General features: G+C 29.7%; 10 protein-coding genes. All 10 read right to left on the reverse strand.

Annotated elements, in window-relative coordinates:
* Nucleotides 1–71: 71 nt before the first annotated feature.
* Nucleotides 72–509 (reverse strand): hypothetical protein, encoded by a 438-nt coding sequence (locus tag NK213_RS16665; protein ID WP_253351246.1) that lies wholly within the window; start codon nt 507–509, stop codon nt 72–74.
* Between the two features lie 383 nt (nt 510–892).
* Nucleotides 893–1,588 (reverse strand): hypothetical protein, encoded by a 696-nt coding sequence (locus tag NK213_RS16670; protein ID WP_253351247.1) that lies wholly within the window; start codon nt 1,586–1,588, stop codon nt 893–895.
* The gene (locus NK213_RS16675) at nt 1,585–9,768 is read right to left on the reverse strand and encodes a hemagglutinin repeat-containing protein (protein WP_253351248.1); all 8,184 of its coding nucleotides are present in this window, start codon (nt 9,766–9,768) and stop codon (nt 1,585–1,587) included. The genes NK213_RS16670 and NK213_RS16675 overlap by 4 nt, the downstream gene beginning before the upstream one ends.
* A gap of 28 nt (nt 9,769–9,796) precedes the next feature.
* The gene (locus NK213_RS16680) at nt 9,797–9,976 is read right to left on the reverse strand and encodes a hypothetical protein (RefSeq protein WP_253351249.1); all 180 of its coding nucleotides are present in this window, start codon (nt 9,974–9,976) and stop codon (nt 9,797–9,799) included.
* A 23-nt stretch (nt 9,977–9,999) separates the two neighbouring features.
* Nucleotides 10,000–10,755 (reverse strand): ShlB/FhaC/HecB family hemolysin secretion/activation protein, encoded by a 756-nt coding sequence (locus NK213_RS16685; protein ID WP_256478808.1) that lies wholly within the window; start codon nt 10,753–10,755, stop codon nt 10,000–10,002.
* Between the two features lie 102 nt (nt 10,756–10,857).
* Complete coding sequence (locus NK213_RS16690; RefSeq protein ID WP_253351251.1) at nt 10,858–11,484, reverse strand: hypothetical protein; 627 nt, start codon at nt 11,482–11,484, stop codon at nt 10,858–10,860.
* Between the two features lie 24 nt (nt 11,485–11,508).
* Entirely contained in the window at nt 11,509–12,084 is a 576-nt protein-coding gene (locus tag NK213_RS16695) for a toxin-antitoxin system YwqK family antitoxin (RefSeq protein WP_253351252.1), read from the reverse strand.
* A 35-nt stretch (nt 12,085–12,119) separates the two neighbouring features.
* Nucleotides 12,120–12,557, reverse strand: a complete 438-nt coding sequence (locus NK213_RS16700; RefSeq protein WP_253351253.1) for a hypothetical protein — start codon at nt 12,555–12,557, stop codon at nt 12,120–12,122.
* 15 nt (nt 12,558–12,572) lie between these two features.
* Nucleotides 12,573–14,348, reverse strand: a complete 1,776-nt coding sequence (locus NK213_RS16705) for a ShlB/FhaC/HecB family hemolysin secretion/activation protein (RefSeq protein WP_253351254.1) — start codon at nt 14,346–14,348, stop codon at nt 12,573–12,575.
* Between the two features lie 244 nt (nt 14,349–14,592).
* A complete protein-coding gene (locus NK213_RS16710; protein ID WP_253351255.1) occupies nt 14,593–15,282 on the reverse strand; it encodes an outer membrane beta-barrel protein in 690 nt (229 codons plus the stop codon).
* Between the last annotated feature and the right edge of the window lie 317 nt (nt 15,283–15,599).

Raw genomic sequence — 15,599 nt, forward strand, 5'->3', positions numbered from 1 at the left:
ATTTCAAAACACCTCTTTCTTTTTTTATTATATCATTGTTTAGATTTTGGTGTTCCTACTTTACTATAGCACTACACCCCGTGTTTACAAATACCACAATAATTCCACTTTGTTTTCTGATTACGATTAAATAATTGGTAAGATTTTACCCAGTTAAGAGCATTATTAGATTCCTTTTTTTTAAATAATCCTAATCTAGTATAGGCTTCTAATAGCATTGCATTATAACAAGGAACTATCTCCCTAATTCCACCTAAAGGTGAAAATCCTTCGTTTGTTGCTATATTTTGATTTATATACTTTATTAGTTTTTGTGTGTATTTAAGCTTTTCTGTATAAGGAATTTCAGACAATCCCAAAATTCTAAATACAGCAAATAATGGATGTTCAATGTAATCTTTTGTAAGTTTATTAACTAACACAGATGTTTCTAGTAATTTTCTAACTTGATCATCAAATTGTTTTTTATTTTTTTCATAAGATATTCTTAGACCTAGAGAAGATTCCATGTAAATTCTCCTTATTATTTTTCTTTATTTATAACATTAACTACATAAAAAAAACTATCTTTTTCATATTTCCTCTTTATATATAATAAATATTTTATAACAAGATATTGATATCATAGATTCTATCCAATTGTCAATTTTTTTTGAAGTAGAAAATTTTACTATTTATATAATCATCTTTATTTTTATAAATTTAGAATTAAAAAAGGAAAGATTTTTTGAAATGATAGATGTGTATTTCTACTTGTTTTTTTAATGTAATTCTAACCATATTTCACGTCCGATAATATTGCTTATGTTTAAAATAAAATCCCTTTTCTACAAATAGAAGTAGAAAAAGAGATCTCTTTTTACAACATAATTTTTATTGATATAAACTTAAATTATTCATTTAGTTTATTTTCAAAAAGGATATTTAAATATTCTTTCAATCTATCAGTTTTAGGAAAATAGAATTCCTTATTTGATTTTAACCCTTTTTTTATAAATGAACAATTATTATACTCGTATACAACATAATCCATATAATTAATTGGTTTATCAAGATATTCTGAGAATGCATAAAAATAAATATCCTTCATTTTTAACTCTTCCCCATAACCCACTAAAAAATATTCTTCCATATCATTACATTTTTTTTTTATATCCAATTCTTCATTTTTAACATATAATTCATTATATGATTCTTTTATATACTTCTTTAACTTATTTAGTTCATTTGTTGATAATTTTCCTTTTGGGTTTTCAATAATTAACTTAAAATCTTCTATTTTATTTTTTTTAAAAATATAATATTTTATTTCTTCATCAGAACTTCCTTTTTTTATTAGTTTATAATTTGGATAATTACTTTTTTTTACTTCTGGTAATTTTGAAATTTCATATGTTCCATTATCAAAAATTTTTATATTTACATATTTTTTCTCATGTTCAGTTTCATAAAAATACATTTTGGATTTAGAGGAAATCTTTACTTTTTGTTCATCATTTACAAGAGATAATCCATATTTATATTCCAATATAACTTCTTCTGCATTTATATACATCGAAACAAATATTAATAGTAAAATTTTTATCAATATACTCCCCTTTCAGGTGCTGAATTTTCTTTTTCTATGGCATTTTGTGTTGGTTTATAAATTTCTTTGTTTTTTATTTTCGGGTCTTCTGGAGTTTTATTATAAGGAATTCCAACAGTATTCAATTCTTCTGACTCATCATTAGCTAAACCTGGAATTCTGTAATTTATTGTACCTGTTTTTCCATTTGGAATGCTTGTTAGGTTTGTTTGATTTAAAATCTGTTTCATCTCTTCTTCTAATGCTGGCTTCACCATTATTAAATATTTTTGATAAATTTCATCAGTATAATTATTTTGATAATGACTATCAATTTCATTCATAATTGTATTTATGTTACTATTATTTGTTACATTCAAATTAAAAGTTTGAGGATTCTGCATAATTAAGTTTCTATTTTGGTCATAGAATATAGAAAAAGTATCACTTTTATCTTTTATACCATATAAATCATGAAGTCCATGTATTAATTCATGAGAATAAACATATTCAACATCTACTGGTTTTTGTGAAGAAATATCTACTATATTTAAACCAGTTTTAGAGTCAACCCCTATCTTATAATATCCAGTATAAGTTCCATTAAAATCTATATTTACTTTATTTCCACCCTGCTCTGCAGTATTATTTTGATGATTTACTTCTAAAGTATCTTTATGATCTATTATTGATTTTATCAATATTCCACCAATTTCTTTTCCTTTACTACTACCTGAATAACTAACAAAATCATCTTCGTTCAATGTTAATTTATAATTGGTCAATTTATTATTATTTTCCATAAAATCTTTTACAAATGCAGTTTCGTTTTTTATTAAATTTAATTCATTCTTTATCTTTTCACTCTTTTTGTCTACAATGTATTCAGCTATATTTTGAGAAGCTTCATCAGCTAACATTTTGTCTTTTATTTTCTTTATATCATTTTTATCTAAATTATATTCATTTTTTATCTGTTCTAATTTTTGAGTATTTGTCAAATTTTCATCAGAAAAAATACTTTCAATATTTTCTTCCATTACTATTTTTGTCATTGCTAAGACATAGTCCTTGCTTTCATTATTAAGATTCGTTCTTGTTAAAATGTAAACTTCTAAGTTACTCTTTTCTTCTTCATTTAACCCTAATATATTAGTTATTGAATTAATTACTTTATCATGATCTGTTGAAGTCATATAATTATTTACTCTTAATTTTTCTTCGATATCCTGTACGTTAGCTAAGTCGTTTCTTTCTTTTTCTGTTAGTGTCCCCTTATCCCAATCTTTAACTGGCTCTGTTGCCCATAAAGATAATTTTCCATCACTTATTGCATTTTGAATAAAATCAGAAGCTCTTTGTTCTCCATATTGTGCTAATAACTCTGTGTTACTTCCTTTTACTGTATGTACTCCCTCGTGACTTACTATATTATTTAAGCTAAAATTTTCTATACTTGATATATTATCCTTATTTAACCATATTTTTCCATCTTCTCCTACAAATCCTGCTGAATTACTCTTATTTTGTGCCATTGGATCATCTGACGACAGTTCATCTTTTGTATAGAATCCTACTTCTATATCTTTCCCAAATCTTTCAAATAAATCACCGTATCTCGCTTCTATTTCCTGTTCTATTTCTTTATCACTTTTTCCACTTAAATCTATATATCCTGCATTTCTTATTCCCTCAACAAATCTTTCTGTCTGCAATACATCTATAAACCCTCTTTTTTCCTCATTTGCATTTGAATTATCTGCTCCCAGTAATGTCTCTCGGTTATCTTTATTTGCATATAGTATTGTTGTTTCAACTACTTTTTTCATAGCATCTATTTCTGTTCCTGCCAATTCTACACTTTCTTTAAAGTCTTTCCTTCCTTTTTCGGTAGCTAATACCAGTACTCCACTTTCAACAAATGTATTGTAATGACCACTATCTTTATCCTTTGTAGTTTCCTGCATAGTATTTAGGTCTTTGTTTATCTCATCTCCTGATGATTTTCCTATATTTACATTTCCTACAACAGTATTATGAGTTATTCCTTCTTTTTCTTTATCCTGATATTCAAATCCTGCTCCACCACTACTGACAGTTCCGCCTGTTACATTGTAATTATCTTTATTTTTTATATCTTTTCCTATGTATTCATCTATATTCAGTTTACTATTTGTTCCTTCTTCTGTTCCTATTACTGCTCCTGTATTTGTCACTTTTCCTATTGATAAATCTGAATCTTTTCCTACTATAAAGGCACTTGGTGTATCTACATAACTTCTATCTCCTGTTGTCTGATTTCCTCCAATACTTCCATTCATTCCTTTGGCAGCATTATTCCAAATATTCGATGCTCCTCCTGATGTTCCTATTGTTTGAAATCCTGTTCCTACTGAATAATTTGAACTTGATCCGTCTGTCTTACTTGTGTTCTGCTTACTCTTTATATCCAATTCTGCAATATTTCCTGTTACTTTTCCACCATACTGTTCAAAGCCATCTATTGTCATTTTTCCTACATTATTGTAAGTTTCATTCACTCCTACAAATATTCCGTTCTGATAGCTTGTCCCTTCCTGTGTATAATTGGAATTTCCTCCTGATATATTAAAACTTGCTCCACCTGGTCTCCCTGTTACTGTATCAAAAGTCATTCCTCCAAAAGCACTAGTGTTGCTTGAAGATGAACTGTAGTAATTATTTAATTCCACTGCTTTCTTTTCTATCTCTTTTACATTGTTATAAATAAAGGTATCTCCATAAGACTGTGTTCCTTCATATGTTATTTTATCTGTATTATTGTACGTTATACTTGAATTCTCATCAAGTCCGCTTATTACTGTAACTACCCCTGTTTCATAATAAGTGTGGCTCTTACTTTCACTTTGAGAAGCTGTTAAACCTACATTTGCTGATACATAAAAATTATTATTAGCCCCCCTTTGATTTCCTGCAAGACCATTTATTGTCCCTACTGCTGAGTTTATTACTGCTACTCCTCCATTTACCAGTCCTGCTGTTCCGTTTCCTTTGCTCGCTGCCTCTACTCCATTATACATCTGATCTATTCTGTTTAATAATGGTGAACTTATTGAAGCACTTACACCTACATAACTTTCTTTATGTTCTGTCTGCTCGTCATATGTATTTTTTGTAGCTCCGTAATACACTTCTTTACTATTTATTACAATAGCCCCATGCTGAAAGTTTGTTGCTGATAAACTAAATTTATCCCCGTCTACTATCGTTCCATGCCCCAAACTTACATTTGACATTGCCTGTGTTTTCTGATTTATATTTATTGTATCCTCTGTTCTCTGTATTCCTGCTCCTGCTGATATTCCTCCACTGCTTACATCAAAGTTCGATACAAACCCTGTTTTCTTTTCCTGATGATAATAAGAGCTGTTTAATTCTCTTGATGTCGCTGTTACATTTCCTCCAAGATAAGAATCATCTCCTGTTACAAAGGTACTTCCTATTATATTTATATCTGCTTTTGTTACTGTACTTCCTCCTACAAAAAGCTGTGCCTCCACATTCTGCTCTTCATATGATTTTGTATGCTGTTCCCTACTACTGAAAGTCCCTTTATCTGTTCCTTTAGATTCACTGTAAACATCATCTACTTTTGATTCTATATTTATTTTCTCTACATTTAACAAGGCATTTTCTGATACTGCTACTGTTGAGCCTTCTATATTTAAGTTTTTTCCTGATACATATAAATTATCTGCTGATACTACTCCGCCTACATTCTGATTACTTCTGTATACTGCATAGTTATCGCTTCCTGAACCTGAATTATCTTCTCCGCTTAATGTTAAGGCTCCTATTGTTACATTCTCTTTTACATCAAGGATTACTGTTTTTCCTCCAAGTATTCCAGCTTTTGAATCATAATTATTCGCTTCTATATATGTTGTCCCTCCTGAGCTTATTTCTCCTATACTCAAAAGATTTTCATGTTGGGTATTATTATTACTGTTTCCATAACTGTTTGCTGTAACCTTGCTTGAACTGTTTATTACATCTCCATTTTGAGCTGTTAACGCTACTGATTCTATTCCTCTTATTACTCCACCTATATTTTCTATATTGCCTTCTGTTGCTGTTATTGATACCTGATTCCCTCTTATTTCTGATAATTGATTTGTATCTGTTACGTTGTATACTCTTCCTGCATTTATATATGTTACTCCGCCATTTCCTATTAACTGCCCGTTATTTCTTAATTCATCTGCTGTTATAGCTGTTAGTTCCAGTCCTCCTACCCTGTCTCTTCCATCTGTTTCTATTGTTGCTAGCGTTGCCTGACTTAAATATACCTTTGGCACCAGTACCTTTTCTCCGTTTACTACTTCATACTCATACCAGATTATATCACTCTTAAGAGCTTTTACCTGATCCGGAGTTAAAGCTACTCCTACTGATAACTGTAAATCCTTTTGTAATTCTACTGAATTATCAAGCATTGCTTTCATCAGTTCTTTATCACTTAGACCATTTATAAATCTAGTTCCCAGTTTATCTGATATTGCTCTTGTTACTAGGAGATACTCATAATATGAATCTCCTAATCTTCTTGCCATATTCCAGTCACTGTTTTCATCATAGCCTATTCTTGATAAATAATAATCACTTCCATAAAACTCTCCAAGATTTATATACTGACTTCTTGTTTCAAGAAGATATTTTGAGTTTGAATCCTTTGATGTACTAAAAAGACTACTTTGAGCTGATAATGGATCTATCGGTAATACACCCGTTGCTATTATCTCTCCTATTGGTGTCATATTTTTTACTACATTTACTATTCCAGTACCACTGCTTACTCCAGTATTTACTGTTTTTCCTGATACAAGTCCTCCTGCTGTTGTACTTCCTGTTATTATCTGTTTTGATGTATCTACTCCTGATGTCAGTTCAAGATTTCCTGTATTTATGATCAGATTTCTTGCTTCTATCACACTTGCCTGTCCTGTTACATAAGCCTGATCTCCGTTCTCTATTCCTCTCCAGTATTTCACATGATATTTTCTAGCACTTCCGCTTCCATAATGTTCTTGTTTATAGTATTCTACACCATCTTTTAACTGAACTAAATCTCCTAATGTTGTATTATTTCTTATAGTTCCAGCTGTTAATTCTGCTGTATTTCCTGCTGATATTTTTCCGTCTTTATTATTTAACTCATTTGCTGTTATTGATATATTATTTCCTGCCGATATATTAGCATATGTTGTTACTGCATTACTTCTTATTTTTCCTTTCAGTGCTACTCCCGGGAACTGTGTTGAACTTGTTCTTATATATGTACTCTCGTCCATTGGATACCTGTCAAAATATCCTTCTACCGATCCCTGAGTGAAATGTTTATAGTCCACCGCTGTTGGATTTAAATCCCATAAATCCTGTAAAAAGATATTCGCAAGTAAAAACTGATACTCTGCTCTATCTAATACCGCAAGTAACCCTGTTTTATATAAACCTTCCAACTTATTTGATTTATTTTCTCCATATTCTTCATTTTTCCATTTACCCATTACTTCTGCTTCTGTTAATATTTGACCATCCCACGTCTCATAATAGATTTCATAGTCATTAAGCCCGTCTACTCTTCCTATATTATCTATCTTTGTTACATTCATATTTATATCACCAGAACTTTGTATCATTCCTGTCTGATTCAAAAGATAATTACCGTTTAAATTTATTACTCCTGTTGATAATAATTCTCCACTTAAATTTTCTAATGTATTAAATCCTATATCAAGTAAATTTCCGCCGTATATTGCTTTAGTTGCATTATTTGTCAGTTTGTCCGCTGCTCTTAATACTGTCTGCTCTCCAAATGCTATTAAGTCATTATTTATTATGTTATAACCTGATATGTTTCCGTTTGTTCCTGTTATTATACTGTTATTTATTACATTTCCTGTACCTTGTACTACTATAGAACCAGAAGCCAGTTCCACATTGTTAGTTATATCATGACCTTTTAATTCTATGTAGCCTTTTCCTGTTATCATATCTGTATGTAAAATATCATAGGCATTTACTCGCAAATCATTTTCGCCATGCAGGGTTCCTCTTAAGTCTATATTTCCCGAAGTTGTTAGATATACTCCTGTTCCTTTTATACTTCCGCCAATATTATTATATCCTGATAAATTATACAGTTCTATTATATTTGATTCTAAACTTCCTGTATTAGTTAAATTGCTTCCTGATAATATTACCTTTTGGTTAGAACCTATATATCCTGTATTATTTAGTGTTGTATTCCCTGCATTTATTACTTCTTCTGCTATTATCTGACCACTGTTATTTAAAAATGGTGTTATTAATTCTACATTGGTTCCACTTAACTGACCCTGATTTAATATATTAGCTCCTTTTAATTTTGCTGTATTTATTCCTGTTACTTTATTCGCATTATGAATATTTGTATTTTCTACATCTAAGGCTGATGTTAATATCTCCCCCTGATTATAGAAAGTTGTTCCTCTTGTTAATAAGCTATCTACTGCTTTCAAACTTCCATGATTTATTAAATCTCTTGTATTTAAGCTTCCTCCGACATTTAATAAATTATAGTTATTCAGATTTCCAAGGATCAGAAAACCACCATTGGTATTTAATACTCCATAATTTACTACATTTCCTGTTGATGTTATTTCTTCGCCTGTATTTAATGTTCCTGTGTTTGTTAAATTATTTGTTGTAAGTACCTTATTTGTTACTAATTCATTCTGATTATCTAAATCTAATACTGTTATACTTCCTTCTCCTACTATTTTTCCTGTATTAACTACTGTTTTAGATGTTATCTCTCCTGTACTCTGAACACTTCCGCTGTTTGTTAAATTTTGTAAATTTATTTTGTTTTTTCCATACAAAGTTCCTTCATTTATTACTGTTCCACCTATATGAAGTATATTATCTGTTAAGATTCTTCCTTTATTTGTTGTACTTAAACCTATTGTTATATTTCCTTCACTTTGCATATCTGAGCTGTTAAAAAGTACTCCTGATATATTTATCAGGTCTTTTCCGTATACTATATTTGATGTAGTTAAATTTCCTGATACTGTCAATCCTTTTTCTGATATTACTTTACCTGTATTTACAATATCGTTCCCTACTGATATATTTCCTTTTGCGTATATGTTAGTCTGATTGTCCAGTTTTCCTGTTATATTTATATTATCTGCCTGTGTCCCTGTTCCTGCTAAAATTGTTTTATCTGCTGATATATTTATATTCCCCTCTGTATATGTCGAACCTTCCTGAATATATTCTTTAGCTTTTATTTCTACCCCTGAATTTCCTTGGACTTGGTTGGTTTTTACCGTTCCATCAGCGTTGATAGCAAGCACCTTGTACCCGATCATATCTGATTTGACTCCCAAGTCACCACCGTTTGCTACAACCTTTATCTGCTGACCATAAATTGATCCGTAGGCTGAGGCTGATATTAACATATCTCCATTATATGAGGCTTTGTTTATATATTCTCTTGTATTTGGGTTATAGTCAAACTCTCCTGCTATTAAATCCAAGTCCCCATCTTTTGCACTTATTATTCCGTCTATACTTATCTGCTTTGATAGTAAGGCTAGATATTGTAATCCTTCTGCATTTATTCCCTCACGACCAATATCTATCTTGCCCCCACGAATATTGAAGGGCTGGATGTCTCCATTTGCGTCTAAAAATACTTTTGAGGTTGTAAAAATTACTTTGTCAAAATTTATAAAGCCTGTATTATTAAGGTAAAATCCATTTTGTGATGAGAAAATTAAGTCTGTTTTCTTATCTGACATTACTTCTAACCAGTTTTCTATTTCTGCTCTCTCTGCTCCGTTTACTCTGTTTAGTATTAATCTTGCATATTGTTCTTTACTTAAATTTGGATTACTTGCCATCATTCCTGCAAGATAACTTCTTCCTACTCCTTGTCCAAAGTTATTAAATACTGTCGGGTCTTTTGTCCTGAATTCACTAAAATCATTAACGCTAATCCCCTTATTATTGGGAGTATTTATATTAATTATGTTTGTCCCATTTTGTGCTCTGTCCACACTTGTATTCTGTCGTACTCCTTTATCTACTTTTATATCTGCATAAACTGTATTTGCCAATAAATTTACTAACATCCATAATGCCAGTACCTTTTTTATTTTCCCTCTTTTCATTAGTTCCTCCCTGCCTTATTCAATAATCTTATTCGCTATGCATTGATTCATGACTTCTTACTGTATTTTCTCCAATATTATCATTTTGAGTAGTTACATTTATTACTATTTCTTTATCTTCTTCTATGGATTTATCCTCAATTTTATTCTCTTCTAAAGCAAAACCAAAGTTTACTAATACACAAAACACTAATATACTTTTTCTCACTATTCCTCCTTTAATTCCTCAAGTTAAAATTTTATTCCAAATGTCACATATACTTCATCTGATGGTTTTCTTACATATCCTGATACCTTATCAGGTTTGGCATATGCTATATCTATATTTAATATTTCTCCATAATACTTTACCCCTAAAGCAAATCCTCTTATATATCCATATCTATACATATCATGAACTTCATTATTCCATGTTTCCCCAAAGTCATAAGCTATATATGGTGATATACTCCCTATCTTCGGTATATTCAAATTATATGACAGTTCATTTTTTACATAATATCCCTTATCTCCTGATATGGAATCTCCCTTGTATCCTCTTACTGTATATTCATCTCCCATACTTATCTTTTCACTTCCATAAAGTACATCTTGGGTATATTGTCCTACTCCTACCAATCTATAGGTAAATCTCTGTTTTCCTATCGACATTGGCTTATACCAGTTTACATTCAATCCATATTTGTCAAATCTTCCCTTAGGATCATATATTTCTTTTTCATGATCATCTGCTGATCTGAACCAAGGTAGCCCTCTGTCATATGATAAATCAAAACCAAGTATTCCTCCAAAGAAGCCACGACTGTAATTTACTCCAAGACTCCCTATTGTTAATCTTCTGTCTACAAGCTGAACATCTTCAAAGTAATTCTGATTTGTCTTTAACTTTAATCCTCCGTTTATACTTATCTTACTCATTTTATTTCTGTATACAACTCTGTCTGCATTCATATTAAACTGCGTTGATCTCCCGCTTGTATCATACAATCCATTATACCCTATTTGCCAATAAATTTACTAGCATCCATAATGCCAGTATCTTTTTTATTTTCCCTCTTTTCATTCATTCCTCCCGTTTTTTATTAAAATTTATTTGTTAACTCCAAAAAAATCATTTATATCTGTAAAATCCCATTCATTCCATTTCTCACTGTTATAGAAAAGAAAATGATCATAATTTGCATAACCTATTGAGCCTGTTATTTTTTCCTTATCTGTAAAATCAAATAGATCTTCATTGAAATATAGTTTATGCTCTACATCATCATAAAATATCGCATTTTTTCTTGTTTTATTATTAAACTGCTTTTTATTTGTTGAATTACTTACAACTATTTTTACTCCTTCATCATTCCATTTTGATGTAAAACTCTTGCTCATTGAATTTAATATATTTTCTTTTTCTGCTGTCGTTAACTCTGATAATTTATTTAATTCTTCTTCAAATGTTTCTTCTTTTGATACTTTTTCTAAAAAATAACTGTATAATTTCTCTGCAGCATCTACTTTTCCTGATATTTTATACCCTGATAATTTATACATTCTAGCTTCAGTGTCTCTTCCTTTTTTCGTAAACATATGCAATGGAAGACCCATAAAATCAAAACCTTGATCTGCATTTACTGTTAAATATTTCGGTCCTGCTATGTCGATATAGATTGTTGAACTATATGTCAATCCTCCTATTAATGTTAATAATACCAATAATTTTTTCATTATTTTTCCCATCCTCTCTTTTTATTAATATTTCACTATATTTACTATTTTATCTTTTTTAAATTCTGTTACACTTTTTAATTTCCCATCTTTGTAATATTCTTTCCATATTCCGTCTTTTCTATTATTTTTAAAATTTCCTTCTCTTAATATCTGACCATTATCATAATACGAAGTGTACTCAACTGAAGCTCCTTTATATATTTTTCTCTGATCTAACACTCCATTTATATCATATTTGGATATTTCAAATGTATCTGATGAAACAACTTCACTTTCATAGAAAAGTATATCTTTTCTATTGTAACACTTTATATTTTGCATCGGGTAACCTTCTTCAAATTCTACATCTATTTTAGATATTTTAGTCATATTTATATTTTCTGTATCGCATAAACTTGAAATATTATTTCCTTCCTTCGATGCTATACTCAATTCTTCCGGGAAATTTATTATACTTACATTACCATTTAATACTTTCCCTTCTGATGTATATATTCTTTTTTTATTTTTTCCTTTTTCCAATTTTATATCAAAAAAATCAACTTCTGTTGAAGAAATTAATAAAATTGAAATGCAGAAATAAATTAATATTTTCATCATTCCCTGCCTTTTTTATTATTATAGTCTATTTCTTAACTTTTACTCTCTTTAATTAGTCTGTCTAACATCTTTCTGTTATAGTTTTCAAAATCCTCTTCTGACACTTCAAATACTTTATATATTATCCTGTAATATCTTCCGCCAGCTGGTTCCGACCAAATGTCCAGAACATAATATTTTCCTGCTTCCAAAGTAGCTGATAATTCTCCGTCATAACCTATCCCTAAAGGTCTTTTTACCTGAAAAGTATGTCTTCCAGGAGATAAATGTACTCTGTCTCCATTTACTTTAAATTTCGATTTATCTACTTCTATTAAGGTTACATTCTTAGTTATTCCTAAAACTGCTACTTCTTCTTTAGATAAATTTTCAGCTGTCGGGTGTACAAAAACCTTATTTGTTATTTTTTTTGCATTTAACTGAAATGATAATACCAAAATTAAAACTACCAAAAAAATATTTTTTCTCATGTTTAACTCCTTTTTTTAAAATTTTATTCCAAATGTCAAATATACCTCATCTGATGGTTTTCTTATATATCCTGATACCTTATCAGGTTTGGCATATGCTATATCTATATTCAATATTTCTCCATAATACTTTAACCCTAAAGCAAATCCTCTTATATATCCATATCTATAAATATCATGAACTTCATTATTCCATGTTTCCCCAAAGTCATAAGCTATATATGGGGATATACTCCCTATCTTCGGTACATTCAAATTATATGACAGTTCATTTTTTACATAATATCCTTTATCTCCTGATATTGAATCTCCTTTATATCCTCTTACTGTGTACTCATCTCCCATACTTATCTTTTCACTTCCATAAAGTACATCTTCTGTATATTGTCCTACTCCTACAAGTCTGTAAGTAAATCTTTGCTTTCCTATTGCTATTGGCTTATACCAGTTTATATTCAAACCATATTTATCAAATCTTCCTTTGGGATCATATATTTCCTTATCGTGATCATCTGCTGATCTGAACCATGGAAGTCCCCTGTCATAAGATAAGTCAAATCCTAGAATTCCTCCAAAGAAACCCCTGCTGTAGTTTACTCCTAAACTTCCTATTGTCAGTCTTCTGTCTACAAGCTGGACATCTTCAAAGTAATTCTGATTTGCTTTTAACTTTAGTCCACCGTTTACACTTATCTTACTCATTTTATTTCTGTATACCACTCTGTCTGCATTAAGATTAAACTGTGTTGATCTTCCACTTGTATCATAAAGTCCGTTATACCCCTCAGTGCTACTTATATAGTAGGAATGACTGTAACCTGTACTAAATGTCCAATATCTGAATGGAAATGAATAATTCACTGACCAGTCTTCATTAAATCTCTCTTTTTTCAGTTCCACATCTTCCGCTAGCAGATCTTCCTTATCCTTAATTATTGTTCCTGGAGCCACTGATGATGAACCTGACGGATCATTTCTTGTTGGTCTTTTATTTCTTCCCCTTTGGTATGAGGCATAAAGACTGTCATTTATTCCCAAAAGATTATCTTTTGTAAAATCTATCTTGGCTCTGTCTCTTCCTGTTGATTCATCTCCATAATTGTTATATGATACATTTACATTGAATGTTCTGCTCTGTTGGTTTTCTATCTGTAAAATAGAACTTCCTGCTTCCTGTCCGGGTGCTATTTTTATTTCTACATTATTACTTGATACTCTGTTAAACTGATCTGTGGCTTGTTCTGTATCCTGTAGTCTTAGAATTCTTCTTTTATTCTTGGGAAGGGTCATAAATACTTTTAGTCTGTCAAAGAATTTATTCTCATTCAGACTGGCACCTTCAAATGTTCCGGGTAATGTTATTAATTTTATAATTCCTTCATTTAAATTTTGTGTCTCATCAAGTCTTACTCTTGTGGTTATATATCCTTTTTCTATGTATTTATTATTAATATCTGTCATCAGCTTATTTATATCTTTGGAACTGAGTTTTCTATTCAGATATTTCTTTGTCACAGTTTTTATTTCAGAATTACTTAAAAGATTATACTCATCTGACAATTCTATTTTCCTGATAAAAAACCTTGTACTTGTATCTACTTCACCTGTATCATTTATTATTTTAGGCTCTTTTCCGAAATTTTCGTTTTCAAGTTCTTTTTGTCTTCGCTCTTGTTCCTGCTGTCTTCTCTCATTTTCTATTGCAGAATTATTTCTCTCAATTATGTCTCCAACTCCTGCTGAAAATATTATACTTCCCAATAAAAAAATTGCTATTATTTTCTTCTTCATCTTTTCTCCTTTAAAAAAAATAAAGTAACAGATAAATGAGATATTTAGTAATTGCAATAAGTGTTAACTTAAAATGATACTATGAATATTTCTATTATACGTTACTTTATATATATGTCTATTTATAACTTTGATTTTCCTTAGTTTAATTATTATACATTGATTTATTGAACTTTGTCAACATTTTCTTATATAACTTCTTTTGAATATTTTAACAATTTAATGTGAACTCAAAGTGAAGTCTTTATATAATCTTTTTTTTATAAAAAGTAAATTGATATCCAAATGACAGAGTCAGTTTTTGTATATCAAAATTATAATCATGGCTGAAACTTTCTTTATCCTCATAATTATATATTTTCTCTTCTGCTTCAGATTGTGTAATATCGTATGTCAAGTCTACCAAGAAATTTTTATATTCTATTCCTACGCCTAATCCATAGTATATTTTGTTTTTCATTTTTGAATTATATTCTTCTACTAATTTTCCTGTTTTTATATTATTTAAATTTACACTTGTTTCTCCTGAATTTATTGAATATCCTAAATTAGCTTTAACATATGGTGTTACTCCTGTAAAATTTCTAAAATTATATCTTGCAGTAAGGTATATAGGAATACTATCCAAACTGTCCGAATCGTAGCTGTAATCAATATTTTCAGAGTATACTCTTCTATTTCCTGGTTGATCCATGTCACTTTTTCTATATTCTAATCCTGCCCCTATTTGTAAGTTTGTTAATATTTCCCTTCTGTACTCAACACCAAAATGAAAACCACTTTCTACAAATTTATCCAAATCATATTCAGAATATATGTCTTTATCAAAATTAGTAGAACTTGACAAGTCATATCCGCCTCTTACTTCAATTACATTATGCCCTGCGAATGCTAATGAACCGATTAATCCAACAATAAGTAATTTTTTTTTCATGTTTCCTCCTCATAATAATAAAAAAATTATAACAAAACATTAATATCATAGGTTAGATACAATTGTCAATTATTTTTTTAGTGGGAAAGTTTTATTTATTTATACTCTGTCATCATTTTATATAAAATTATAATTAAAAATCGAGATATTTTTGAAATGATATGTATGTATCTTAGATTACTTTTTTTAACGTAATTCTAGCCAAAAACAACGTTCGATAATAACGCTTATATTCATATTAAAAGGGAGTGTGCAAGAAAGTCTGTAAATTAAATCTGATATAATAAAAGATTTGTTTTTCATATATTGATTTATCT

It is taken from the genome of Sebaldella sp. S0638, assembly GCF_024158605.1.
In the GTDB taxonomy this organism is placed as follows: domain Bacteria; phylum Fusobacteriota; class Fusobacteriia; order Fusobacteriales; family Leptotrichiaceae; genus Sebaldella.

Excerpts from the sequence above, each read along its gene's own strand:
- NK213_RS16675 (WP_253351248.1), bottom strand. The coding sequence starts at position 9,768 with ATGAAAAGAGGGAAAATAAAAAAGGTACTGGCATTATGGATGTTAGTA.
- NK213_RS16710 (WP_253351255.1), bottom strand. The coding sequence starts at position 15,282 with ATGAAAAAAAAATTACTTATTGTTGGATTAATCGGTTCATTAGCATTC.
- NK213_RS16665 (WP_253351246.1), bottom strand. The coding sequence starts at position 509 with ATGGAATCTTCTCTAGGTCTAAGAATATCTTATGAAAAAAATAAAAAA.
- NK213_RS16695 (WP_253351252.1), bottom strand. The coding sequence starts at position 12,084 with ATGAAAATATTAATTTATTTCTGCATTTCAATTTTATTAATTTCTTCA.
- NK213_RS16705 (WP_253351254.1), bottom strand. The coding sequence starts at position 14,348 with ATGAAGAAGAAAATAATAGCAATTTTTTTATTGGGAAGTATAATATTT.
- NK213_RS16700 (WP_253351253.1), bottom strand. The coding sequence starts at position 12,557 with ATGAGAAAAAATATTTTTTTGGTAGTTTTAATTTTGGTATTATCATTT.
- NK213_RS16690 (WP_253351251.1), bottom strand. The coding sequence starts at position 11,484 with ATGAAAAAATTATTGGTATTATTAACATTAATAGGAGGATTGACATAT.